This window comes from Salmonella sp. 32010601201800023SM (assembly GCF_017572235.1).
GTDB classification, from domain to species: domain Bacteria; phylum Pseudomonadota; class Gammaproteobacteria; order Enterobacterales; family Enterobacteriaceae; genus Salmonella; species Salmonella enterica.
This window is the reverse complement of sequence record NZ_JAGEQS010000005.1, coordinates 98,309-123,066: the sequence shown is the minus strand read 5'-3', so window position 1 is coordinate 123,066 and position 24,758 is coordinate 98,309. Positions and strand designations below refer to the sequence as shown.

The 24,758-nt window shown below is 52.7% G+C and carries 23 protein-coding genes; 13 read left to right on the top strand and 10 right to left on the bottom strand.

The window, feature by feature from the left end:
• Nucleotides 1-119 precede the first annotated feature (119 nt).
• The 4 genes from lldP (at nucleotide 120) to trmL (ending at nucleotide 4,272) form a co-directional block, all read left to right on the top strand.
• Nucleotides 120-1,775, top strand: coding sequence for an L-lactate permease (gene lldP / locus J4617_RS15905; RefSeq protein WP_001055305.1), 1,656 nt, complete (start codon nucleotides 120-122; stop codon nucleotides 1,773-1,775).
• Nucleotides 1,772-2,548, top strand: coding sequence for a transcriptional regulator LldR (lldR, locus tag J4617_RS15900; RefSeq protein ID WP_000636696.1), 777 nt, complete (start codon nucleotides 1,772-1,774; stop codon nucleotides 2,546-2,548). Before lldP ends, lldR begins: the two co-directional genes overlap by 4 nt.
• Nucleotides 2,545-3,735, top strand: coding sequence for an FMN-dependent L-lactate dehydrogenase LldD (gene lldD, locus J4617_RS15895; protein WP_017466096.1), 1,191 nt, complete (start codon nucleotides 2,545-2,547; stop codon nucleotides 3,733-3,735). Before lldR ends, lldD begins: the two co-directional genes overlap by 4 nt.
• Nucleotides 3,736-3,798: 63 nt before the next feature.
• Entirely contained in the window at nucleotides 3,799-4,272 is a 474-nt protein-coding gene (gene trmL, locus J4617_RS15890) for a tRNA (uridine(34)/cytosine(34)/5-carboxymethylaminomethyluridine(34)-2'-O)-methyltransferase TrmL (RefSeq protein WP_000932335.1), read from the top strand.
• A gap of 67 nt (nucleotides 4,273-4,339) precedes the next feature.
• On the opposite strand, the gene J4617_RS15885 is transcribed toward trmL, so the two are convergent.
• Nucleotides 4,340-5,344, bottom strand: coding sequence for a LacI family DNA-binding transcriptional regulator (locus J4617_RS15885; RefSeq protein ID WP_001537635.1), 1,005 nt, complete (start codon nucleotides 5,342-5,344; stop codon nucleotides 4,340-4,342).
• 318 nt (nucleotides 5,345-5,662) lie between these two features.
• Between J4617_RS15885 and J4617_RS15880 the strand changes: the two genes are divergently transcribed.
• The gene (locus tag J4617_RS15880; protein WP_001218249.1) at nucleotides 5,663-6,859 is read left to right on the top strand and encodes an L-talarate/galactarate dehydratase; all 1,197 of its coding nucleotides are present in this window, start codon (nucleotides 5,663-5,665) and stop codon (nucleotides 6,857-6,859) included.
• Nucleotides 6,860-6,932: 73 nt separating this feature from the next.
• Complete coding sequence (locus J4617_RS15875) at nucleotides 6,933-8,243, top strand: MFS transporter (protein WP_001092104.1); 1,311 nt, start codon at nucleotides 6,933-6,935, stop codon at nucleotides 8,241-8,243.
• Between the two features lie 82 nt (nucleotides 8,244-8,325).
• Here J4617_RS15875 and cysE read toward each other — a convergent pair whose 3' ends face one another.
• The 5 genes from cysE to J4617_RS15850 all read right to left on the bottom strand — a co-directional run bounded on the left by cysE (nucleotide 8,326) and on the right by J4617_RS15850 (nucleotide 11,523).
• Nucleotides 8,326-9,147 carry a serine O-acetyltransferase gene (gene cysE / locus J4617_RS15870; RefSeq protein ID WP_001112113.1) on the bottom strand — a complete coding sequence of 274 codons (822 nt, stop codon included), beginning with the start codon at nucleotides 9,145-9,147 and terminating at the stop codon, nucleotides 8,326-8,328.
• Nucleotides 9,148-9,224: 77 nt separating this feature from the next.
• A complete protein-coding gene (gene gpsA, locus J4617_RS15865; RefSeq protein ID WP_001076596.1) occupies nucleotides 9,225-10,244 on the bottom strand; it encodes an NAD(P)H-dependent glycerol-3-phosphate dehydrogenase in 1,020 nt (339 codons plus the stop codon).
• Entirely contained in the window at nucleotides 10,244-10,711 is a 468-nt protein-coding gene (secB, locus tag J4617_RS15860; protein ID WP_000003370.1) for a protein-export chaperone SecB, read from the bottom strand. The genes gpsA and secB overlap by 1 nt, the downstream gene beginning before the upstream one ends.
• Nucleotides 10,712-10,754: 43 nt before the next feature.
• Nucleotides 10,755-11,006, bottom strand: a complete 252-nt coding sequence (gene grxC / locus J4617_RS15855; RefSeq protein WP_001273795.1) for a glutaredoxin 3 — start codon at nucleotides 11,004-11,006, stop codon at nucleotides 10,755-10,757.
• A gap of 85 nt (nucleotides 11,007-11,091) precedes the next feature.
• Nucleotides 11,092-11,523 carry a rhodanese-like domain-containing protein gene (locus J4617_RS15850; RefSeq protein WP_001156179.1) on the bottom strand — a complete coding sequence of 144 codons (432 nt, stop codon included), beginning with the start codon at nucleotides 11,521-11,523 and terminating at the stop codon, nucleotides 11,092-11,094.
• Between the two features lie 247 nt (nucleotides 11,524-11,770).
• Here J4617_RS15850 and gpmM point away from each other — a divergent pair, with 247 nt between their 5' ends.
• The 3 genes from gpmM to J4617_RS15835 are packed head-to-tail and all read left to right on the top strand — an operon-like array spanning nucleotide 11,771 to nucleotide 15,574.
• Nucleotides 11,771-13,315: a 2,3-bisphosphoglycerate-independent phosphoglycerate mutase gene (gene gpmM / locus J4617_RS15845; protein ID WP_000116576.1), complete on the top strand. Its 1,545-nt coding sequence runs from the start codon at nucleotides 11,771-11,773 to the stop codon at nucleotides 13,313-13,315.
• Between the two features lie 33 nt (nucleotides 13,316-13,348).
• Nucleotides 13,349-14,608 (top strand): murein hydrolase activator EnvC, encoded by a 1,260-nt coding sequence (gene envC, locus J4617_RS15840; RefSeq protein ID WP_228770042.1) that lies wholly within the window; start codon nucleotides 13,349-13,351, stop codon nucleotides 14,606-14,608.
• Nucleotides 14,609-14,611: 3 nt separating this feature from the next.
• Nucleotides 14,612-15,574: a divergent polysaccharide deacetylase family protein gene (locus tag J4617_RS15835; protein ID WP_001135519.1), complete on the top strand. Its 963-nt coding sequence runs from the start codon at nucleotides 14,612-14,614 to the stop codon at nucleotides 15,572-15,574.
• On the opposite strand, the gene J4617_RS15830 is transcribed toward J4617_RS15835, so the two are convergent.
• The 3 genes from J4617_RS15830 to kbl all read right to left on the bottom strand — a co-directional run bounded on the left by J4617_RS15830 (nucleotide 15,561) and on the right by kbl (nucleotide 19,119).
• Complete coding sequence (locus J4617_RS15830; protein ID WP_017466097.1) at nucleotides 15,561-16,595, bottom strand: glycosyltransferase; 1,035 nt, start codon at nucleotides 16,593-16,595, stop codon at nucleotides 15,561-15,563. The genes J4617_RS15835 and J4617_RS15830 overlap by 14 nt on opposite strands.
• 292 nt (nucleotides 16,596-16,887) lie before the next feature.
• Nucleotides 16,888-17,913: an L-threonine 3-dehydrogenase gene (tdh, locus tag J4617_RS15825; protein ID WP_000645990.1), complete on the bottom strand. Its 1,026-nt coding sequence runs from the start codon at nucleotides 17,911-17,913 to the stop codon at nucleotides 16,888-16,890.
• Between the two features lie 9 nt (nucleotides 17,914-17,922).
• Complete coding sequence (gene kbl, locus J4617_RS15820) at nucleotides 17,923-19,119, bottom strand: glycine C-acetyltransferase (RefSeq protein WP_001213794.1); 1,197 nt, start codon at nucleotides 19,117-19,119, stop codon at nucleotides 17,923-17,925.
• A 202-nt stretch (nucleotides 19,120-19,321) separates the two neighbouring features.
• On the opposite strand from kbl, the gene rfaD reads away from it, so the two are divergent.
• From rfaD to rfaL, 4 genes are read left to right on the top strand one after another with little or no spacing between them, the layout of a single operon-like run.
• Nucleotides 19,322-20,254: an ADP-glyceromanno-heptose 6-epimerase gene (rfaD, locus tag J4617_RS15815; RefSeq protein WP_000587771.1), complete on the top strand. Its 933-nt coding sequence runs from the start codon at nucleotides 19,322-19,324 to the stop codon at nucleotides 20,252-20,254.
• A 2-nt stretch (nucleotides 20,255-20,256) separates the two neighbouring features.
• The gene (gene rfaF, locus J4617_RS15810) at nucleotides 20,257-21,303 is read left to right on the top strand and encodes an ADP-heptose--LPS heptosyltransferase RfaF (RefSeq protein WP_000699196.1); all 1,047 of its coding nucleotides are present in this window, start codon (nucleotides 20,257-20,259) and stop codon (nucleotides 21,301-21,303) included.
• The gene (gene rfaC / locus J4617_RS15805; RefSeq protein WP_001264614.1) at nucleotides 21,303-22,256 is read left to right on the top strand and encodes a lipopolysaccharide heptosyltransferase RfaC; all 954 of its coding nucleotides are present in this window, start codon (nucleotides 21,303-21,305) and stop codon (nucleotides 22,254-22,256) included. The genes rfaF and rfaC overlap by 1 nt, the downstream gene beginning before the upstream one ends.
• A 39-nt stretch (nucleotides 22,257-22,295) precedes the next feature.
• Complete coding sequence (gene rfaL / locus J4617_RS15800; RefSeq protein WP_017466098.1) at nucleotides 22,296-23,510, top strand: O-antigen ligase RfaL; 1,215 nt, start codon at nucleotides 22,296-22,298, stop codon at nucleotides 23,508-23,510.
• A 56-nt stretch (nucleotides 23,511-23,566) separates the two neighbouring features.
• On the opposite strand, the gene J4617_RS15795 is transcribed toward rfaL, so the two are convergent.
• Nucleotides 23,567-24,712 carry a lipopolysaccharide N-acetylglucosaminyltransferase gene (locus J4617_RS15795; protein ID WP_000591834.1) on the bottom strand — a complete coding sequence of 382 codons (1,146 nt, stop codon included), beginning with the start codon at nucleotides 24,710-24,712 and terminating at the stop codon, nucleotides 23,567-23,569.
• Nucleotides 24,713-24,758: the final 46 nt, after the last annotated feature.

The window sequence follows — 24,758 nt, the reverse complement described above, 5'->3', positions numbered from 1 at the left end:
ATTTGTTGTCATTATCCATACACAACAATATTGGCAGGACCACTTTTACACATAATGTGACCCCAACGAGATGAGCAAAGATTCATCCCATTATGCGTGTGGTTCTCAGGAGACCTGCAATGAACCTCTGGCAACAAAACTATGACCCGGCGGGTAATATCTGGCTTTCCAGCCTGATCGCATCGCTCCCAATCCTGTTCTTCTTTTTCGCCCTGATTAAACTCAAGCTGAAAGGCTATGTTGCCGCTTCGTGGACGGTGGTTATCGCGCTCGCCGTCGCGCTGCTGTTCTATAAAATGCCGGTCGATCACGCGCTGGCATCGGTCGTGTATGGCTTCTTCTACGGGCTATGGCCGATAGCCTGGATAATCATCGCCGCGGTCTTTGTCTATAAAATTTCGGTCAAGACCGGGCAGTTTGACATTATTCGCTCGTCAATTCTGTCGATTACCCCCGACCAGCGTCTGCAAATGCTGATTGTCGGCTTCTGCTTCGGCGCGTTCCTTGAAGGCGCGGCGGGTTTCGGCGCGCCGGTGGCGATAACCGCCGCGCTGCTGGTGGGTCTGGGCTTTAATCCGCTGTATGCGGCAGGGCTGTGCCTGATTGTAAACACCGCGCCAGTCGCCTTTGGCGCGATGGGGATCCCGATTCTGGTTGCCGGACAGGTCACGGGCCTGGACAGCTTTGAAATCGGTCAGATGGTCGGTCGTCAGCTACCGTTCCTGACCATTATCGTCCTGTTCTGGATTATGGCGATTATGGACGGCTGGCGCGGCGTGAAAGAAACCTGGCCTGCGGTGATGGTCGCTGGCGGCTCGTTTGCTATCGCCCAGTATCTCAGCTCCAACTTTATCGGGCCGGAACTGCCGGACATCATCTCTTCACTGGTGTCTCTGGTGTGCCTGACGCTGTTCCTCAAACGTTGGCAGCCGGTGCGCATCTTCCGCTTCGGCGATATGGGCGCGTCGCAGGTCGATCAGACGCTGGCCCGCACCCGCTATACGACAGGGCAAATTGTTCGCGCCTGGTCGCCGTTTCTGTTCCTGACCGCCACGGTCACTCTCTGGAGCGTACCGCCGTTTAAAGCGTTGTTTGCCCCCGGCGGCGCGCTGTATGACTGGGTAATTAACGTTCCGGTACCGTATCTCGATAAACTGGTCGCCCGTATGCCGCCGGTCGTACACGAAGCGACCGCTTACGCGGCGGTGTATAAATTTGACTGGTTCTCCGCCACCGGCACGGCGATCCTGTTTGCCGCGCTGTTGTCTATCGTCTGGCTGAAAATGAAGCCCTCAGCCGCAATCCAGACCTTTGGCAGCACGCTGAAAGAGCTGGCGTTGCCGATTTACTCCATCGGCATGGTGCTGGCGTTCGCGTTTATCTCGAACTATTCCGGGCTTTCCTCCACGCTGGCGTTAGCGCTGGCGCACACCGGCAGCGCCTTCACGTTCTTCTCGCCGTTCCTCGGCTGGCTGGGTGTCTTCCTGACCGGGTCCGACACCTCATCTAACGCGCTGTTTGCCTCTCTACAGGCTACCGCGGCGCAGCAAATCGGCGTCTCTGATGTGCTGATGGTGGCGGCGAACACCACTGGAGGCGTAACCGGGAAGATGATCTCGCCGCAGTCTATCGCCATCGCCTGCGCGGCGGTGGGACTGGTAGGGAAAGAGTCCGATCTGTTCCGTTTTACCGTCAAACACAGCCTGATCTTCACCTGTATGGTGGGCGTGATCACTACGCTTCAGGCCTATGTTTTAACCTGGATGATTCCGTGATTGTGATGCCAAAACGCCTGTCAGACGAGATTGCCTCTCGCGTGCGGGCGCTGATTGAAGAACAAAACCTGGAAGCGGGCATGAAATTGCCCGCCGAGCGCCAGTTGGCTCTACAGCTTGGCGTATCACGCAACTCTTTACGCGAAGCGCTGGCGAAGCTGGTCAGTGAAGGCGTGCTGGTGAGTCGTCGCGGCGGCGGGACATTTGTCCGCTGGCAGCACGAAACCTGGTCTGAACAGAATATCGTGCAACCGCTGAAAATGCTGATGGCGAACGATCCGGACTACAGTTTCGACATTCTGGAAGCCCGCCACGCCATTGAAGCCAGTACGGCCTGGCACGCCGCCATGCGTGCCACCGCTGCCGACAAAGAGAAAATCAGACTCTGCTTTGATGCGACGCTCAGCGAAGACCCGGATCTCGCCTCCCAGGCCGACGTGCGCTTTCATCTGGCGATCGCGGAAGCCTCGCACAATGTGGTGCTGTTGCAAACCATGCGCGGTTTCTTCGACGTCCTGCAATCCTCCGTCAAACAGAGTCGCCAGCGTATGTATCTCGTTCCGCCCGTATTCTCAAAGCTGACGGAACAACACCAGGCAGTGATGGACGCCATTCTGGACGGTAACGCCGAGGGCGCGCGTAAAGCGATGATGGCGCACCTCAGTTTTGTCCACACCACGATTAAACGATTTGATGAAGACCAGGCCCGCCAGGCGCGTATTACCCGCCTGCCCGGCGACCATAATGAGATGACCAGGGAGAATAAATCATGATTATTTCAGCAGCCAGCGATTATCGCACCGCAGCTCAGCGCACGTTGCCTCCTTTCCTCTTCCACTACATCGACGGCGGCGCGTATGCGGAATATACCCTGCGCCGAAATGTGGAAGACCTGTCGCAAGTCGCTCTGCGCCAGCGCGTGCTGAAAAATATGTCCGATTTAAGCCTGGAAACGACCCTGTTTAACGAAACGTTGTCGATGCCGGTGGCATTAGCGCCGGTAGGCCTGTGCGGCATGTACGCCCGTCGCGGCGAAGTACAGGCCGCCGCCGCCGCAGACGCAAAGGGCATTCCGTTCACCCTTTCCACCGTCTCCGTCTGTCCGATTGAAGAAGTTGCACCAACCATTAAGCGCCCGATGTGGTTCCAGCTTTATGTACTGCGTGACCGGGGCTTTATGCGCAACGCGCTGGAACGTGCAAAAGCGGCGGGCTGCTCCACGCTGGTCTTTACCGTGGATATGCCAACGCCGGGCGCGCGCTACCGTGACGCCCACTCCGGGATGAGCGGCCCAAACGCGGCCATGCGCCGTTACTGGCAGGCGGTGATGCACCCTAAATGGGCGTGGGATGTCGGCCTGAACGGTCGCCCGCATGATTTAGGCAATATTTCCGCCTATCTGGGTAAACCGACCGGCCTTGAGGACTATATCGGCTGGCTGGCAAATAACTTCGATCCGTCCATCTCCTGGAAAGATCTGGAGTGGATACGCGAATTCTGGGACGGCCCAATGGTGATCAAAGGGATCCTCGATCCAGAAGATGCCCGCGATGCGGTACGTTTCGGCGCTGACGGTATCGTGGTGTCGAATCACGGCGGCCGCCAGCTCGATGGTGTGCTCTCTTCCGCCCGCGCCCTGCCCGCCATTGCCGATGCGGTGAAAGGCGATATCGCCATTCTGGCGGATAGCGGGATTCGTAACGGGCTGGATGTCGTGCGTATGATTGCGCTGGGGGCCGATACCGTACTGCTGGGTCGGGCCTATCTCTACGCGCTGGCGACGGCAGGAAAAGCGGGTGTCGCCAACCTGCTGGACCTGATTGAGAAAGAGATGAAGGTCGCCATGACCCTGACCGGCGCGAAATCCATTAGCGAAATCAGTGGCGATTCACTGGTGCAGGAACTGGGGAAAAGTTTGCCCGCCGCGCTGGCGCCAATGAGCAAAGGCGATGCCGCCTGAACGCCTGGCGCGTGAGAGCCCGGTAAATTTCTGCTATTCTGCCCCCGCATTTAAGGGGGCATCATGCTTAACATCGTACTCTTCGAACCAGAAATCCCGCCGAATACCGGCAACATCATTCGTCTTTGCGCCAATACCGGCTTTCGTCTGCACATCATCGAACCGATGGGGTTTACCTGGGATGATAAGCGCTTACGCCGCGCAGGGCTGGACTATCACGAATTCGCCGCGGTTCAGCGCCATCACGATTATGCCGCCTTTGTCGCCGCCGAAAACCCGCAGCGCCTGTTTGCGTTGACGACAAAGGGTACGCCCGCCCATAGCGCCGTAAGCTATCAGGATGGCGATTATTTGATGTTTGGCCCGGAAACGCGCGGCCTGCCCGCCAGCATTCTCGATGCGTTGCCTAAAGAGCAGAAGATTCGCATTCCGATGATGCCGGATAGCCGTAGCATGAACCTGTCGAATGCGGTGTCGGTGGTGGTGTATGAAGCGTGGCGCCAGTTAGGATATCCCGGCGCGGTATTGCGGTCGTAATATATTCAATGCCGGATGGCGGCTAACGCCTGATCCGGCCTGGCCGATCCCGATGGCATGTTCCCGTTTATGCGGACTCTCGCTCAATCAAATGAAAGCCAATATCCACAATAGCTTCTGCGCACGGTTTCTGTTCAATACGATCGGCCAACAGCGTAGCGGCGCGCTGGCCAATGGCGCGTCTGTCAACGCTTACGGTAGTAATTGATGGTCGATTGCTGGCGGCAAAATCAAGGTCGCCAAAACCAATAACCGCTAAATCATGCGGGATGCGCAAACCACGGCTTTCCGCCTCCATCATCGCCCCCTGTGCCAGGGTATCAGAACTGCAAACAATGACATCAAACGTCCCTTCGTCAAAAAGCTGGCTTAAACCGCTGCGCCCCAGCGAAAGCGATGCCGGAAGGGGGACATCTACCTGCGGTACGGCATGAATAGCGTGGCGTTGAAGAACACTACATAACCCCTGCTTGCGTTGCGCGGCTCGGCGATCGGCGGTCCACAACAAGCCGGGACGACGATAGCCCTTACTCAGAAGATACTCCCCCGTCGCCTGCCCGACTTTTTCATGGGAAAAACCGACCAGCATATCAAGCGGCGTGGGCGTTAAGTCCCAAATTTCCACCACCGGAATAGCCGCGTTCAGGATGACCTTTTTCAGTTCTATCGTGTGATGGATCCCGGTAAGCACCACGCCATCGGGGCGGCGGGAAAGCAGTGTCGCCACCAATTCCGCTTCCGTTTGTTCGGTATATCCCGCCACGCACAGCAATATGTGATATCCGCGTCGGGCCAGTTCATCGCTCAGCGACTGGATGGTATCGACAAACATGTTGTTGTTAATTTGCGGCACGACGACAGCGATTAATTTACTCCGTCGCGACGCCAGACCACCGGCTAACGCGTTGGGTATGTAGCCTGTGACGCGAACCGCCTGCATGACTTTCTCAACCGTTTTGGGGCGAACCAGTTGTGGCGAATTCAATGCCCGGCTGACTGTCATCGGAGACAGCCCGGCGCTACGTGCTACATCTTCCAGCGTCGGCGCACGAGGTGATTTGGTTCTCTTCACGTCTGATGCCCCTGCAAAGATTGGCTGATTTATCCGCGCATTATTCATCATGCCTGCGGCTATTGCCAGCTTCGCATCAGGAAAGGCCGTAAATACAGTAGCTTATCAAGCTCAGTCATTACAAAATGATAGCGCCATCATTTTGTATTATGCATTTCCCCAGATATTTTTGGATCGTGATCCATTTTGCAATAAATCCTGCTTTTTATACGACATATGTGATCAAATATTCAAATCAACATCAACTTTCTGGATCCTGTGTTCGCTTAATAATAAAAATGTTAGCGCAATCATTTTGTGATTATCAGGAGAAAAAAAATGGCTTTAAGCGCGAATTCCGACGCCGTAACGTATGCAAAAGCGGCGAATACCAGAACTGCGGCAGAAACCGGCGATCGTATCGAATGGGTGAAGCTATCACTGGCTTTTCTACCGCTGGCGACGCCAGTGAGTGACGCGAAGGTACTGACCGGTCGCCAGAAACCTTTGACCGAAGTGGCAATCATCATTGCCGAAATCCGCAGTCGCGATGGCTTTGAAGGCGTTGGTTTTAGCTACTCCAAACGTGCTGGCGGCCAGGGTATTTATGCTCACGCCAAAGAGATAGCCGACAATCTACTGGGCGAAGACCCCAATGATATCGACAAAATATACACCAAGCTGCTGTGGGCCGGAGCCTCGGTGGGGCGTAGCGGGATGGCGGTACAGGCTATCTCCCCTATCGATATCGCCTTATGGGATATGAAGGCTAAACGTGCCGGTCTGCCACTGGCAAAACTGTTGGGCGCGCACCGCGACTCCGTTCAGTGTTACAACACCTCAGGGGGGTTCTTGCATACACCGCTCGATCAAGTGCTGAAAAATGTGGTGATTTCCCGCGAAAATGGCATTGGCGGTATTAAGTTGAAAGTCGGACAACCCAACTGCGCTGAGGATATTCGCCGCTTAACCGCAGTACGTGAAGCGCTTGGGGATGAGTTCCCGTTAATGGTTGACGCTAACCAGCAGTGGGATCGCGAAACGGCTATCCGCATGGGGCGTAAAATGGAACAGTTCAATCTTATCTGGATTGAAGAACCACTAGATGCTTACGACATCGAAGGCCACGCCCAGCTTGCTGCCGCGCTGGATACGCCTATCGCCACCGGGGAAATGCTGACCAGTTTCCGGGAACACGAGCAGTTGATTCTGGGCAATGCCAGCGATTTCGTTCAGCCAGATGCGCCGCGTGTCGGCGGTATCTCTCCTTTCCTGAAGATTATGGATCTGGCGGCGAAACACGGGCGTAAGCTGGCGCCGCACTTTGCGATGGAAGTACACCTGCACCTTTCCGCAGCGTATCCCCTGGAGCCGTGGCTGGAACATTTCGAGTGGCTGAACCCATTATTCAACGAGCAACTTGAGCTGCGCGATGGCCGCATGTGGATTTCCGATCGTCATGGTCTGGGTTTCACGCTCAGTGAACAAGCGCGCCGCTGGACACAATTAACATGTGAATTTGGCAAACGCCCTTAACCCGACTGGCGGGAATCCGTCCCGCCTCTCTTACCTTACAGGATGCATTCTGCCCTTATCTGAGGAGTAGATAATGAACACAATAATAAAGCGCACAAAAGTGCGTCATACCATTCTTATATTTTTATTTCTTGCTACCGTATTTAATTATGCGGATCGCGCAACTCTATCCGTAGTTGCCCCAATAATGAGTAAAGAATTAGGTTTTGATCCGGAAGCGATGGGCCTGGCCTTCTCCTCATTTGGTATCGCCTATGTCATTATGCAACTACCCGGTGGTTGGCTATTAGACCGCTACGGTTCACGACTGGTTTACGGTTGCGCATTGATTGGCTGGTCGTTAGTAACCATGTTTCAGGGAACGATCTATCTGTATGGCAGCCCATTAATTGTACTGGTTATTCTACGTCTGCTGATGGGCGCGATTGAAGCGCCTGCCTTTCCGGCGAACAGTCGTTTAAGCGTACAATGGTTTCCCAATAATGAACGAGGTTTCGTTACTTCAGTTTATCAGGCTGCGCAATATATCTCGCTGGGCATTATCACCCCGCTAATGACGATCATTCTGCATAATTTAAGCTGGCATTTTGTCTTCTATTATATTGGCGCTATTGGCGTGATGCTCGGTATATTCTGGTTAATGAAAGTCAAAGATCCGATGCACCATCCAAAAGTTAATCAAGCGGAAATTGACTATATTCGTAGCGGTGGTGGCGAGCCCTCTCTGGGCTGTAAAAAGGAGCCGCAGAAAATAACGTTCGCGCAGATTAAAACCGTCTGTGTTAACCGGATGATGATCGGTGTTTACATCGGGCAATTCTGCGTCACCTCTATCACCTGGTTCTTCCTGACCTGGTTCCCGACCTACCTGTACCAGGCGAAAGGCATGTCGATTCTGAAAGTCGGTTTTGTGGCCAGTATTCCAGCCATTGCCGGTTTTATTGGCGGCCTGCTCGGCGGCGTGTTCTCCGACTGGCTACTCAAACGCGGCTATAGCCTTACCGTCGCGCGGAAACTGCCTGTTATCTGCGGTATGTTGCTCTCTTGCGTAATTGTGATCGCCAACTACACCTCTTCAGAATTTGTGGTCATTGCGGCGATGAGTCTGGCCTTTTTTGCCAAAGGGTTTGGTAACCTGGGCTGGTGCGTACTCAGCGACACCTCGCCGAAGGAAGTTCTGGGTATTGCCGGCGGCGTATTTAACATGTGCGGCAATATGGCAAGCATCGTTACGCCGCTGGTCATCGGCGTGATTCTTGCCAATACTCAGTCGTTCGACTTTGCCATTTTATACGTTGGCTCGATGGGACTTATTGGTCTCATTTCATATCTGTTTATCGTCGGCCCGCTGGATCGCATCACGCTGACATCATCCGCAGCCTGATTGTCCACATTGCGAATTCTTCGCTCCGCTGTTCCGGGATTGCACTCCATCGGAACAGCGTTTTTTAGTTGTACCGCGCAATTCAGATGCCGTCGCCATACTCAAACGTATGGTGTATCCCGTTGAAATGCTGGTCCATATCCATCGACGGCTTATCGCTGCCCGGCTTGCCGACAATACGCGCCGGAACGCCTGCGGCGGTAGTGTGCGGCGGGACAGGCTGTAAAACGACGGAACCTGCGCCAATTTTCGCGCCGCGCCCCACCTCGATATTGCCGAGAATTTTCGCGCCCGCGCCAATCATCACGCCTTCGCGGATTTTAGGATGGCGATCGCCGCTCGTTTTCCCGGTACCGCCCAGGGTGACGGATTGCAGGATCGACACATCATCTTCAATAACCGCCGTCTCCCCCACCACAATACCGGTGGCATGGTCGAGCATAATCCCGCGGCCAATTTTCGCTGCCGGGTGAATATCCACCTGAAACGAGACCGAAACCTGATTTTGCAGGAAGATAGCCAGCGCGCGGCGACCTTTATTCCACAACCAGTGACCAATGCGGTAGGCCTGTAGCGCATGAAAGCCTTTCAGATATAACAGCGGCGTGGAGTATTTATCCACCGCCGGATCGCGAGTGCGCACGGCCTGAATATCGCAGGCTGCCGACGCGATCATTTCCGGGTCGGCGGCATAGGCTTCTTCAACTACTTCACGGATAGCGATAGCGGGCATGATGGGCGAAGCCAGTTTATTTGCCAGCATATAGCTCAGCGCACTGCCCAGATTTTCATGCTTGAGTAGCGTGGCGTGATAAAAACTGGCCAACATAGGCTCACAGTCAGCTAAAGCGCGGGCTTCAGCTTTAATATTCTTCCAGACGATTTCCAGTTCTTCACACGGCATGGCTTACTCCAGACGGGCAGAAAACGACCAACCCGTTCTGTGCGGGTTGGGTCGTTTATGCAAACAGTTCCTTACGGCTAGTGGCGACTCAGCTCTTCCTTGCGGGCGCGACCTAATAACGTTAATGCTGCCTCGCGCGCGTTTTTTCCGCAATACAATACTTGATAAATTTCCTCGGTTATTGGCATTTCAACACCAAAACGGTGCGCCAATTCACGAACTTCTTTCGTATTGCGATAGCCTTCGACCACCTGGCCAATCTTATCCTGCGCGCCTTTAACGTCCATGCCCTGGCCAAGCATCATGCCAAAACGACGGTTGCGCGACTGGTTGTCGGTACAGGTCAGCACCAGATCGCCTAAACCCGCCATCCCCATAAAGGTGGCGGGATCGGCACCAAGCGCTGCGCCAAGCCGCGACATTTCGGTCAGTCCACGCGTGATTAGCGCCGTGCGGGCGTTCGCGCCGAAGCCGATGCCGTCAGACATCCCCGCGCCAATCGCAATCACGTTTTTCACCGCGCCGCCAAGCTGCACGCCGATAAAATCCGCATTGATATAGACGCGAAAACTTTTTCCGCAGTGCAACAGTTGCTGGAGATCGTCGGCAAAGGTCTCATCGGTTGAGGCCAGCGAGATTGCCGTCGGCAAACCCGCCGCCAGCTCTTTAGCGAACGTCGGACCGGAAATCACCGCCAGCGGGATTTGATCGCCTAACGCCTCGCGAGCGACATCCTGCAACAGGCGCCCCGTTTCCGCTTCCAGGCCTTTGGTCGCCCATACCAGACGCGCATCCGGACGCATCAGCGGTTTAATCTGCCGCAGCACGTCGCTGAAAACATGGCTTGGCACCACCACCAGAATGTTACGACTGGCCGCCAGCGCGGTTGCTAAGTCGCTTTCCAGGTGTAACGTATCGGGAAAAGGCACATCGGGAAGGAACGCGACGTTGCAGCGATCGTGCTCCAGGGTCGCGATATGTTTTGGGTCGTGGCCCCACAGGACAACCTGGTGGCCGTTTCTCGCCAGAGTGATGGCAAGAGCGGTGCCGTACGAGCCGGCACCGATGACTGTCATTGACGCATTACTTTGGTTCATCAGGCATCCTGATGTTCTTCAGTACCTTCGCCAGCCTGCTGCTGCAAATAGTTCATGAACAGCGCATCAAAGTTGACCGGCGCAAGGTTCAGTTGCGGGAACGTACCGCGTGAAACCAGGCTGGTGATGCACTCGCGAGCATACGGGAACAGAATGTTCGGGCAGTATGCACCCAGGCAATGCGCCATCTGAGTACCTTCAATACCGCTGATGGAGAAAATACCGGCCTGCTGAACTTCGCACAGGAACGCGGTTTCTTCCCCCAGGGAAGCCGTTACGGTAACACGCAGCACAACTTCATAAACGTCATCCGCCAGTTGGGAAGATGCCGTATCAAGATCCAGTTTAACCTCTGGCTGCCAATCTTTCTGGAAAACATGCGGTGCGTTTGGCGCTTCGAAAGAAACATCCTTGGTATAGATACGTTGGATCTGGAAAGCCATTTCAGTGTTATTTTGTTCTGACATGTGTAAAACCCTTTAGTGTTGTCCTTAAATACTTGAGTACGCCTTAACGCAACAGCGGATCCAGTCCACCACGCGCATCCAGCGCATACAAGTCGTCACAACCGCCAATGTGCTGTGCATCAATAAAAATTTGCGGAACCGTCGTTCGGCCACTACGTTTGATCATCTCTTCACGCTTCACGGCGTCGCCGTCAATCGCAATTTCCTGGAAACTCACGCCCTTGCTGTTTAACAGCGCCTTTGCACGATGGCAAAACGGGCAGGTTGCTTTGGTGTAGATTTCAATATTGGCCATGACTTCGCTCCTGTTTTTTACCCGATGGATTTCATGTCGACGCAAAGGCAAGTCATTCCCCTTGCGCCATGAAAACGACGGGTAATCACTTACCGCGCACCAGAGGCAGATTCTCGCCGCTCCAGCCTGCTACGCCTTCTTTCAACACAAAGACCTTTTCAAAGCCGGCTTTTGTCAGCGCGTTAGCGGATTCCTGGCACTGCATACCAGAACCGTCGACCACGATAATCGGCTTGTCTTTGTGCTTTTCCAGTTCGCCAACATTGTTGGCTTTGATTTCGCTCGGCAGCAAATTGGTCGCGCCAGCGATATGGCCTTTACGGAAATCGTCACGTTGACGTAAATCCACAACAACGGCGTCCTCTTTGTTGATAAGGCGCGTGGCTTCGCCGCGTGTAATCACCTTAACTTTTGAAGTCAGACCTTTGAACGTGGTAAATAAAACCGCCACCAGTAACGCAATCCAGGCGATACTCAGTATGGGATGACGGCCAACAAATTGCATAATTTCTTGCATGGGGGGTAACAACTCCCGACGTAGTGATTAAAAAACCAGGAAAGGAGTATACCTGTGCAGTGGCGCAAATACAGCCAGAGCGTGCACTGGAATGCATTTTTGCGGGGCGCTACGAAAAAAAATCACGCTATTACTTGCCTTCTCACGCCAGCGCGATCCCTTTCTTTGATCTTCTGAGGCTATTTTATCGATTCAGCTGTAGTAAAATTACGCAATTATTTTGTCTATTGAGTATGAGGTTGTCGCAATGTCGGTTTCTAAAAAACCTATGGTACTGGTGATTCTGGATGGCTACGGCTACCGTGAAGAACAGCAGGATAACGCTATCTTAAACGCCAAAACCCCGGTGATGGATGCTCTGTGGGCAAAACGTCCGCATACCCTGATCGACGCATCCGGTCTGGAAGTGGGTCTGCCTGACCGCCAGATGGGCAACTCCGAAGTGGGCCACGTTAACCTGGGCGCAGGCCGCATCGTTTATCAGGACCTGACGCGTCTGGACGTTGAAATTAAAGAACGTACTTTCTTTGCTAACCCAGTCCTGACCAATGCGGTAGACCAGGCGAAAAACGCCGGTAAAGCGGTTCATATTATGGGTCTGCTGTCCGCGGGCGGCGTCCACAGCCACGAAGATCACATTATGGCGATGGTGGAGCTGGCCGCAGAGCGCGGCGCAGAAAAAATCTATCTGCACGCCTTCCTCGACGGTCGCGACACGCCGCCGCGCAGCGCTGAAGCCTCGCTGAAAAAATTCGAAGACAAATTCGCCGCGCTGGGTAAAGGCCGCGTGGCGTCTATCGTCGGTCGTTACTACGCTATGGACCGCGACAACCGTTGGGATCGCGTGGAAAAAGCGTATGATCTGATGACCCTAGCCCAGGGCGAATTCCAGGCGGATACCGCTGTGGCTGGCCTGCAGGCCGCTTACGCTCGTGATGAAAACGATGAGTTTGTCAAAGCGACCGTTATCCGCGCCGAGGGCCAGGCTGATGCGGCGATGGAAGACGGCGACACGCTGATTTTCATGAACTTCCGCGCTGACCGCGCGCGCGAAATTACCCGCGCTTTCGTTAACGCTGATTTCGACGGCTTTGCGCGTAAGAAAGTGGTTAATCTGAACTTCGTGATGCTGACCGAATACGCCGCCGACATCAAAACTGCCGTTGCCTACCCACCAGCGTCGCTGGCGAATACCTTTGGCGAATGGATGGCGAAAAACGACAAAACTCAGCTGCGTATTTCCGAAACGGAAAAATATGCGCACGTAACCTTTTTCTTTAACGGCGGCGTAGAAGAACCGTTTGCTGGTGAAGAGCGTATTCTGATCAACTCACCGAAAGTGGCCACTTATGACCTGCAACCGGAAATGAGCTCTGCAGAATTGACTGAAAAATTGGTCGCGGCGATCGAAAGCGGTAAGTACGACACCATCATTTGTAACTATCCAAACGGCGATATGGTCGGTCATACCGGCGTGATGGAAGCCGCCATCAAAGCGGTGGAAGCGTTGGATAACTGCATTGAACAGGTAACAAAAGCGGTTGAGTCCGTTGGTGGACAACTGTTGATTACCGCGGACCACGGCAACGCGGAGCAGATGCGCGATCCGGCGACCGGTCAGGCGCATACCGCCCACACCAACCTGCCGGTGCCGCTGATTTATGTCGGCGAGAAAAACGTGAAGGCGGTTGAAGGCGGCAAACTTTCAGACATTGCGCCTACCATGCTGTCGCTGATGGGGATGGAAATCCCGCAAGAGATGACTGGTAAGCCGCTGTTCATCGTGGAATAATCCCTCCCCATGAGGGGAAAGGCGATTAACACCATTCAACAGGCCGTGAAACTAAAAACGTTTTCAGTCAGGCCTTTGTTCTACGCCAGCGTACTTAGCGCTGGCGTATTGTTGTGTGCCTTTTCCGCCCACGCGGATGACCGTGATCAACTCAAATCTATTCAGGCCGATATCGCCGCGAAAGAACGCGACGTACGCCAGCAGCAGCAACAGCGCGCCAGCCTCCTGGCACAACTGAAAGCCCAGGAAGAGGCCATCTCGGCCGCAGCGCGTAAGCTGCGCGAAACGCAAAGCACTCTGGATCAGTTAAACGCGCAAATTGATGAGATGAACGCCTCAATTGCCAAACTGGAGCAGCAAAAAGCCAGCCAGGAGCGTAATCTTGCCGCGCAGTTGGACGCCGCTTTCCGCCAGGGCGAACACACCGGCATTCAGCTTATTCTTAGCGGAGAAGAAAGCCAGCGTGGGCAACGCCTGCAGGCCTACTTCGGCTATCTGAACCAGGCGCGCCAGGAGACTATCGCCGAGCTGAAACAGACTCGCGAACAGGTCGCCACGCAAAAAGCCGAGCTGGAAGAGAAGCAAAGCCAACAACAAACGTTGCTGTATGAGCAGCGCGCCCAGCAGGCGAAGCTGGAGCAGGCGCGTAATGAACGTAAGAAAACGCTTGCCGGACTGGAGTCGTCTATTCAGCAAGGCCAGCAACAGTTAAGCGAACTACGCGCCAACGAATCACGCCTACGCAACAGTATCGCGCGGGCGGAAGCGGCGGCCAAAGCGCGAGCGGAGCGTGAAGCCCGCGAAGCGCAGGCGGTACGCGATAAGCAGCAGGAAGCCTCGCGTAAAGGCAGCACCTATAAGCCGACGGAAAGCGAGCGTTCGCTAATGTCCCGCACCGGCGGTCTGGGCGCGCCACGCGGTCAGGCATACTGGCCGGTACGCGGCCCGATATTACATCGCTATGGCGAACGGCTGCAGGGTGAGCTACGTTGGAAGGGGATGGTGATCGGCGCGTCGGAAGGCACCGAGGTCAAAGCCATCGCCGACGGCAGGGTGATTCTGGCGGACTGGCTGCAAGGCTATGGCCTGGTGGTGGTCGTGGAGCATGGTAAAGGCGATATGAGCCTTTACGGCTATAACCAGAGCGCGCTGGTCAGCGTAGGCGCGCAGGTGCGCGCCGGACAACCTATCGCCCTTGTGGGCAGTAGCGGCGGTCAGGGCAGACCTTCGCTTTATTTCGAAATTCGTCGCCAGGGTCAGGCCGTCAATCCACAGCCGTGGTTGGGAAGATAAGTTTTGCCTCAGTTTCGTCGCTCCATTCTCACGCTGGCCACTTTGCTGGCGTTTGCACATCCCGTTTTCGCTGGCAAGCTCGCCATCGTGATTGATGATTTTGGCTATCGCCCGCATACGGAAAACCAGGTTCTGGCGCTGCCGCCAAACATCTCCGTCGCCGTACTGCCCAACGCGCCGCACGCGCGCGAAATGGCAACTAAAGCGCACAATAGCGGGCATGAGGTGTTAATCCATCTGCCGATGGCGCCGCTAAGCAAACAGCCGCTGGAGAAGGATACGCTGCGACCAGATATGAGCAGCGATGAGATCGAGCGCATTATCCGCGAGGCGGTAAACAACGTGCCGTATGCCGTCGGGCTTAATAACCACATGGGCAGCGCAATGACTTCCAGCCTGTTCGGTATGCAAAAAGTTATGCAGGCGCTGGAACATTACAATCTCTATTTTCTCGACAGCATGACGATTGGCAATAGCCAGGCGATGCGCGCGGCATCCGGTACGGGTGTGAAAGTGATCAAGCGCAAAGTGTTCCTCGACGATACGCAAAACGAGGCGGATATTCGCCGTCAGTTTAATCGCGCTATCGAACTGGCCCGTCGCAACGGTTCCGCTATCGCGATTGGTCATCCACATCCCGCAACGGTTCGCGTGCTGCAACAGATGGTTTATCGCCTGCCGGCGGATATCACCCTGGTACGTCCAGGCAGCCTGCTCAACGAACCGCAGGTAGATACGTCCCGACCTGGTGTGACGCCGCAGAAAATTGACGCGCCGCGCAATCCCTTTCGCGGCGTGAAGATGTGCAAGCCGAAAAAACCGCTGCAACCGGTCTACGCTACGCGCTTTTTCAGCGTCATCGGCGAGAGCATTACGCAAAGTTCCGTGGTTGTCTGGTTTCAGCATCAGTGGCAAGGCTGGGGGAAAATCGCCGCGCCTAAAAACGTGAGCGCTAAGACAGATTGAGCGCCTTACGGGCCATACGACGGTGCGACAAGGTTTTGTCGCGCCATTGCCACAGCCGGAAAGACCAGAGCAGCGTCTGATAAGCCGCTTTCGCGCTGCGGACGTTAGCCATCATCCGTCTATACATGCCAGAAGTAAAAATTTCGGCAATCATACGCTGGCGGGTCAAAATATCAGGCTCTTTACGTACCGCATGACAAACGCGTAACGCTTCCCAGGTAATTTGCTGGCGAAATTCCGGGTAAATCGGAATACGACGGGCATAATCACGATTGAGCTTTTCTAATAACCGCGTAATTTTAATATAATGCCGCTGATAATTAAGATTTTTATTGCCTTGTCTTTGCAAACGGCTTACCGAATTATCATGCAGGAAATATTTATATAATGATTGTTCGGTATAACGTACGCGCGTGGCATTAAACATAACTTCCGTCGACCATAATATGTCCTGATGATGTAGTCCGGGAACGAAAGTAATATTGTTATCGATAATCAGCGCACGTCGATAAACGCCCATCCAGACAACATGCGTCCAGCGCCGCGAGGCCAACGCCATACGCAACCAATCCGGTCCGCTTAATACCCCGGTGGAACGCAGACGATCGGTCGGAATAGATTGCCAGGCGTGCCCGGTTTTTCGGACGCACCAGTCCGCATTACACTGCGCAACGTCCAGATCATCGTTAAGCGCCATAGTCATCAGCGTTTCATACATCTTCGGGTAGACCTGGTCATCCGCATCGACAAAGGCGACATAATCGCCGGTCGCCGCTTGCAGGCCAAGATTACGGGCGACAGATGCGCCAGCATTGGCCTGATGAAGCAGTCGAACATGTGGGTAATGTTCCGCGTAATGTTTTGCTATCTCAACGGAATGATCCGTCGATCCATCATTCACAATAATAATTTCCAGCGCCGACCACGTTTGCGCGATTAACGACGCCATGCAAGCATTAAAATCCGCTCCCGCATTATATAACGGGATAATGATACTCACTTTGGTTTTACTATTTTTCATAACGATTACCAGAAAAACCTTAATTTACCCTGCCTTTATACTGTGGCTCTATTAAGAAACTATTAAGCCGCCATAATTAATTTTTACAGTAAAAAGCAAGCACAAAACTCAGAGTAGAGCGTGACGTTAGCGAGTAAAATAAGAGTAAAGCGCAATTACGAATGCTTGATGTCTATGACAATTCTTTACGGCTTTCCAGATTTTCCCTAACAAAAAAGGTTGGCGAATGACACCAACCTTTTACGATGAAACGTATATCAGACCCGATAAAATTATCGGGTCTCCATACATATTAATCCCAGCTCAGAATAACTTTTCCTGACTGGCCTGAACGCATGGCATCAAAACCTTTCTGGAAATCATCAATAGAGAAACGATGGGTGATAATCGGTGACAGATCCAGACCGGACTGGATCAGCGCCGCCATTTTGTACCACGTTTCGAACATCTCACGACCATAAATACCTTTAATGAACAAGCCTTTAAAGATGACTTTTGTCCAGTCGATAGACATATCTGATGGCGGAATCCCCAGCATCGCAATACGACCGCCGTGATTCATGGTGTCCAGCATGGTACGAAACGCCGGCGGCGCGCCGGACATCTCCAGACCCACATCGAACCCTTCGGTCATTCCCAGCTCCGCCATGACGTCGTTCAGGCTCTCTTTCGCGACGTTGACCGCGCGGGTGACGCCCATTTTGCGCGCCAGCTCCAGACGGTATTCATTGACGTCAGTAATCACCACATGACGCGCGCCAACATGTTTCGCCACCGCGGCGGCCATTACGCCGATTGGCCCCGCCCCCGATACCAGTACATCTTCGCCGACCAGATCGAAAGACAGCGCCGTATGCACCGCATTACCAAACGGGTCGAAAATAGAGGCTAAATCATCAGAAATGTTATCCGGGATTTTAAACGCATTGAATGCCGGGATGACCAGGTATTCCGCGAAGCAGCCGGGACGATTAACGCCTACGCCGGTGGTGTTGCGGCACAGGTGAGTACGACCGCCACGGCAGTTGCGACAATGACCACAGGTGATGTGACCTTCGCCGGAGACGCGATCGCCGATTTTAAAGCCTTTCACTTCCTGACCGATGCCGACCACTTCGCCGACATATTCATGCCCCACGACCATCGGAACCGGGATGGTTTTTTGCGACCAGTCATCCCAGTTATAGATGTGAACGTCAGTGCCGCAGATGGCTGTTTTACGGATTTTAATCAGCAAATCGTTATGGCCGACTTCCGGTTCCGGAACGTCGGTCATCCAGATGCCCTCTTCCGCTTTCAGTTTGGATAACGCTTTCATCTTACATCCTCAGGCAATCACGCCCAGTTGTTTACCAATACGCGTGAACGCGTCTACCGCACGCGTAATTTGCTCAGGCGTATGCGCCGCAGACATCTGGGTACGAATACGCGCCTGACCTTTTGGTACGACCGGATAGAAGAAACCGGTAACGTAAATGCCCTCTTTTTGCAGTTCGCGGGCAAATTTCTGCGCGACAACCGCATCTCCCAGCATTACCGGGATGATGGCGTGATCCGCGCCTGCCAGCGTAAATCCCGCGGCAGACATCTGCTCACGGAACTGCCGGGCGTTCGCCCACAAGCGATCGCGCAGTTCTGCGCCCGCTTCCACCATCTCTAACACTTTAATAGAAGCCGCCACGATCGCCGGCGCCAGGGAGTTGGAGAACAGATATGGGCGGGAACGCTGACGCAACCACTCAACGACCTCTTTACGCGCCGCGGTATAGCCGCCGGATGCGCCGCCTAACGCTTTGCCCAGCGTACCGGTAATAATATCTACGCGGCCCATTACGTCGCAGTATTCATGGGAACCACGACCGTTTTCGCCGACAAAGCCTACCGCGTGAGAATCATCAACCATCACCAGCGCATCGTATTTATCGGCCAGATCACAGACGCCTTTCAGATTGGCGATGACGCCATCCATTGAGAACACCCCGTCGGTGGCGATCAGGACATGACGCGCACCGGCTTCACGCGCCTCTTTCAGCCGCGCTTCCAGCTCTACCATATCGTTGTTGGCATAGCGATAGCGCTTCGCTTTACACAAACGCACGCCATCAATGATAGACGCGTGGTTCAGCGCGTCGGAAATAATAGCGTCTTCCGCGCCCAGCAACGTCTCAAACAAGCCGCCGTTAGCGTCGAAACAGGAGGAATACAGAATCGCATCTTCCATGCCGAGGAAGCTTGCCAGCTTTTGCTCCAGCGCTTTGTGGCTGTCCTGGGTGCCGCAGATAAAACGCACGGACGCCATACCGAAACCGTGGCTGTCCATGCCCGCTTTTGCGGCATTAATCAGCTCAGGGTGATTCGCCAGCCCGAGATAGTTATTGGCGCAAAAGTTAATAACGTGGCTTCCATCCGCCACGGTGATATCCGCCTGCTGCGCAGACGTAATAATGCGCTCTTCTTTAAACAATCCTTCCGCTCGGGCGGTTTCCAGATCGTTGGTTAACTGTTTGTAAAAATCCCCACGCATTGCGATTCTCCAGACTGGGCAAATTTCAGCACATATTACCCAAAGCGATACGTTGATACGAGATGACGCGTCATCACTTCTTTAAAATGCAGCATAAATCACGCGTATCCTCACGGGTTATCAGTGAATGGATGAATAGTGTTATGATAAGAGCATTCATGTCTGAGACAGTCTCTGACACCATAATTCAAAGGTTACAGTTATGATCATCGTTACCGGCGGCGCGGGCTTTATCGGCAGCAATATCGTTAAAGCCCTGAATGATAAAGGTATCACCGATATTCTGGTGGTGGATAACCTGAAAGACGGCACCAAGTTTGTAAACCTGGTGGATCTGAACATTGCTGACTATATGGATAAGGAAGATTTCCTGATCCAGATTATGTCCGGAGAAGAGCTCGGCGATATCGAAGCTATTTTCCATGAAGGCGCCTGCTCTTCCACCACCGAGTGGGACGGCAAGTATATGATGGATAATAACTATCAATACTCCAAAGAGCTGCTGCACTATTGTCTTGAGCGCGAAATCCCGTTCCTCTACGCCTCTTCTGCCGCCACCTATGGCGGTCGCACGTCTGACTTCATCGAATCGCGCGAATACGAAAAACCGCTTAACGTTTACGGCTATTCTAAATTCCTGTTTGATGAATACGTGCGCCAGATCCTGCCAGAAGCGAACTCGCAGATTGTCGGTTTCCGCTATTTCAACGTCTATGGACCACGTGAAGGCCATAAAGGCAGCATGGCAAGCGTGGCATTTCATCTGAATACACAGTTAAACAACGGCGAAAGCCCGAAACTGTTTGAAGGCAGCGAAAACTTCAAGCGCGACTTCGTTTACGTGGGCGATGTGGCCGCCGTTAACCTGTGGTTCCTGGAAAGCGGCAAGTCCGGCATCTTTAACCTGGGCACAGGCCGTGCGGAATCTTTCCAGGCCGTCGCCGACGCGACGCTGGCATACCATAAAAAAGGCAGCATTGAATACATTCCGTTCCCGGATAAGCTGAAAGGTCGCTATCAGGCGTTTACGCAGGCGGATTTAACCAATCTGCGCAACGCGGGCTACGACAAACCCTTTAAGACCGTCGCCGAAGGCGTCACGGAGTATATGGCCTGGCTGAACCGCGACGCGTAAGTATGAAAATTTTGGTCATTGGCCCGTCCTGGGTGGGCGACATGATGATGTCGCAAAGTCTCTATCGCACGCTTAAAGCGCGCTATCCCCAGGCGATAATCGACGTGATGGCGCCAGCCTGGTGCCGTCCATTGTTATCGCGTATGCCGGAAGTTAACGAGGCGATACCCATGCCGCTGGGCCACGGCGCGCTGGAAATCGGCGAGCGTCGCAGATTGGGCCATAGCCTGCGAGAGAAGCGCTACGATCGCGCCTGGGTGCTGCCAAATTCGTTTAAATCGGCGCTGATTCCTTTCTTTGCCAATATCCCGCACCGTACCGGCTGGCGCGGCGAAATGCGCTATGGCCTGCTGAACGATGCGCGCGTCCTTGATAAAGACGCCTGGCCACTGATGGTAGAGCGCTACGTGGCGCTGGCCTATGACAAGGGCGTGATGCGCACGGCGAAAGATCTGCCGCAGCCGCTACTCTGGCCACAGCTCCAGGTTAGCGAGGGTGAAAAGTCGCTGATGTGCAGCGACTTTTCACTATCTTCTGAACGTCCTCTGATCGGCTTTTGCCCCGGCGCGGAATTTGGCCCGGCAAAACGTTGGCCGCACTATCACTACGCCGAACTGGCAAAACAGCTCATTAACGAAGGGTATCAGGTCGTGCTGTTTGGCTCGGCAAAAGACCATGAGGCCGGAAATGAGATCCTGGCGGCGCTGAATAGCGAGCAGCAGGCATGGTGTCGCAACCTGGCGGGGGAAACCCAGCTGGAACAGGCCGTCATTCTGATAGCCGCCTGTAAAGCCATCGTCACCAACGATTCCGGACTGATGCACGTCGCGGCGGCGCTCGACCGCCCGCTGGTCGCCTTGTATGGCCCAAGTAGCCCGGATTTCACGCCACCGCTGTCTCATAAGGCCCGGGTGATTCGTCTCATTACGGGTTATCACAAAGTGCGTAAAGGCGATACGGCGCAAGGCTATCACCAGAGCCTGATCGATATCACGCCGCAGCGGGTTCTGGAAGAGCTTCATTCGCTGTTGTCGGAAGAGGGCGTTTAATGCGGGTTTTGATCGTTAAAACATCATCGATGGGCGACGTATTACATACCCTGCCTGCGCTTACCGACGCGCAACAGGCGATTCCGGGGATTCAATTTGATTGGGTTGTCGAAGAAGGGTTTGCGCAAATTCCGTCCTGGCACAGTGCTGTCGATCGCGTGATTCCCGTCGCTATTCGCCGTTGGCGCAAAGCCTGGTTTTCCGCGCCCATTAAAGCGGAACGCACAGCCTTTCATCGGGCGGTATGCGCATACCAATACGACGCTGTGATTGATGCGCAGGGGCTGGTAAAAAGCGCGGCGCTGGTGACGCGTCTGGCGCATGGGATAAAGCACGGTATGGACTGGAGTACCGCCCGCGAACCGCTGGCCAGCCTGTTCTATAACCGTAAACACCATATCGCAAAGCAACAACATGCGGTTGAACGGACGCGCGAGCTGTTCGCCAAAAGCCTGGGATACGATAAACCGCAGTCGCAGGGCGATTATGCCATCGCAAAACATTTTCTGCACTGCCAGCAGGCGGTCAGCGATCCATATGCGGTGTTTTTACACGCCACGACCCGCGATGATAAACACTGGCCGGAAGCAAACTGGCGCGAGCTTATCGGCCTGGTAGGCAACACCGGATTACGGATAAAACTTCCCTGGGGCGCGCCTCATGAGGAGGCCCGGGCTAAACGACTGGCCGAAGGCTTTGACTATGTGGATGTGTTACCACGCATGAGCCTGGAGGAGGTCGCCAGAGTGCTGGCTGGCGCAAAATTTGTCGTATCGGTTGATACCGGCCTGAGCCATCTCACCGCCGCGCTCGACAGACCGAATATTACGCTATATGGCCCAACGGACCCTGGGTTAATTGGAGGTTATGGGAAGAACCAAATGGCATGCTGCTCACCAGAACAGAACCTGGCGAATTTAGATGCCACAAGCGTATTTGGAAAGATTCATTAAAGAGACTCTGTCTCATCCCAAACCTATTGTGGAGAAAAGATGCTAACCACATCATTAACGTTAAATAAAGAGAAATGGAAGCCGATCTGGAATAAAGCGCTGGTTTTTCTTTTTGTTGCTACGTATTTTCTGGATGGTATTACGCGTTATAAACATTTGATAATCATACTTATGGTTATCACCGCGATTTATCAGGTCTCACGCTCACCGAAAAGTTTTTCTCCTCTTTTCAAAAATAGCGTATTTTATAGCGTCGCAGTATTATCATTAATCCTTGTTTATTCCATACTCATATCGCCAGATATGAAAGAAAGTTTCAAGGAATTTGAAAATACGGTACTGGAGGGTTTCTTATTATATACTTTATTAATCCCCGTACTATTAAAAGATGAAACAAAAGAAACGGTTGCGAAAATAGTACTTTTCTCCTTTTTAACAAGTTTAGGATTACGTTCGCTGGTAGAAATTGTCTTTTATATTCAGGACTATTCCAGGGGGGTGATGCCATTTACAAACTATGACCATCGACATATATCTGATTCAATGGTATTTCTGTTCCCGGCATTGTTGAATATCTGGCTATTCAGAAAAACATCGCTCAAACTCGCTTTCTTTGCGCTGAGCGCCGTCTACTTGTTCTTAATGTTAGGCACCTTGTCGCGGGGAGCATGGCTGGCAGTTTTAGTGGTGGGCGTTTTATGGGCGATTTTGAACCGCCAGTGGAAACTAATGGGAATTGGCGCTGCTATCCTGGTTATTGCTGGCGTTTTAGTTATCACTCAGCAAAGCCATAAACCGGATCAGGAGCGACTACTGTATAAATTACAGCAGACAGATAGCTCATATCGTTATACTAACGGAACCCAGGGCACCGCGTGGATACTGATTCAGGAAAACCCGATCAAGGGCTACGGCTATAGTAATGATGTTTATGATAGTGTTTATAATAAACGCGTTGTCGATTATCCAACGTGGACCTTTAAAGAATCTATCGGTCCGCATAATACCATTCTGTACATCTGGTTTAGTGCTGGCATATTGGGTCTGGCGAGCCTGGCCTATTTATATGGCGCTATCATCAGGGAAACAGCCAGCTCTACCTTCAGGAAAGTAGAGATAAGTCCCTACAATGCTCATCTCTTGCTATTTTTATCTTTCGTCGGTTTTTATATCGTTCGTGGTAATTTTGAACAGGTCGATATTGCTCAAATTGGTATCATTACCGGTTTTCTGCTGGCGCTAAGAAATAGATAAAAAAACGCGCTGATACTTATTACGGTATCAGCGCGTTTTCCATCATCAGGACTCAATCACTTATCAAACCAGTTTTTCATTTGTTCCTCGAAACGCTGCGCTACATTTTCCCAACTGTATTTTGAAAACACCAGGGATTTTGCTTTTTCGGCAATCTGGTGGCGTTCCTTATCAGCAAGCGCACGGTTAATATCATTAATTATACTGTCGCTCGACATAGGTTCTGCGAGGTGATAGCCCGTTATGCCATCTAACACAAATTCGCTAATCCCCCCTTTTTTGCTGGCAAGAACCGCTTTTCCTGCTGCCATCGCTTCTACAGCCACCATGCAAAATGCTTCTTCAACCTGAGATGGCACAATAACCAGATCGGCTATATGATAGAAGTTATGCATCTGGTCAGGAGATTGCCCCCCAGCCATAATACAATCAGTTCCAATCTCTTTTGCGGCGTCCAGTACTTTCTTTTGATACTCTGCTTTTTCACCCTTGCGGCTTGCATAAGGGTCGCCAACAACGACAAGTTTAATATTACTTTTTAAGGTACGTAATTTTTTGAACGCCTGCAAAAGCAACAGGATGCCTTTATCAGGCGAAATTCTCCCGGCATATAAGAGAACGGTGGCATCTTCCGCAATATTTAATTGCTGACGGAGGTTATTTTGTGGGTTTCTTTTATAAGTCTCAGCACAAAAACCATTAGGCACAATACTAACAGCAGCGGCGGGCAATCTTTCTTCATAAAACGCTTTAAGAAACTGACTGGGCACGATAATTTTTGCATCATTATCAGGCAGTTCTGGTTCAAATGCGTTATGCATGTGCATAACCAGTTTTGCATTTGGATTGCGCTCTCTGATCTGCCGATACAGTTTCATACTATTATGAATAACAATGACGCTATCTTCCTGGGTAGTCACTTTATCTCTAATATTAAGGACACGCTGGGAATAGGGTAGTGGGTCGAGACGAGTCCATTTCTGAAAAAGACGCTTATAAACTTTACTAAACCCAATGTAATGAATATCACAGTTATCGTTTATTTTATTATATTCAGGATAGCCAGCATTCTTTATACAAGCAATAGCACTCGGTATTGATAGTCGTTTTGCAACCTGGTAAATCCAGGTTTCTACCGCAGCCGCACCACGAGGAGGAATTGAAAATATAGGAGTAACAGTAAATATGATTTTTTTAATCATAATAGCTATAATCCAGAATAGTTAACTTTATAGAAAAAGAAATGTT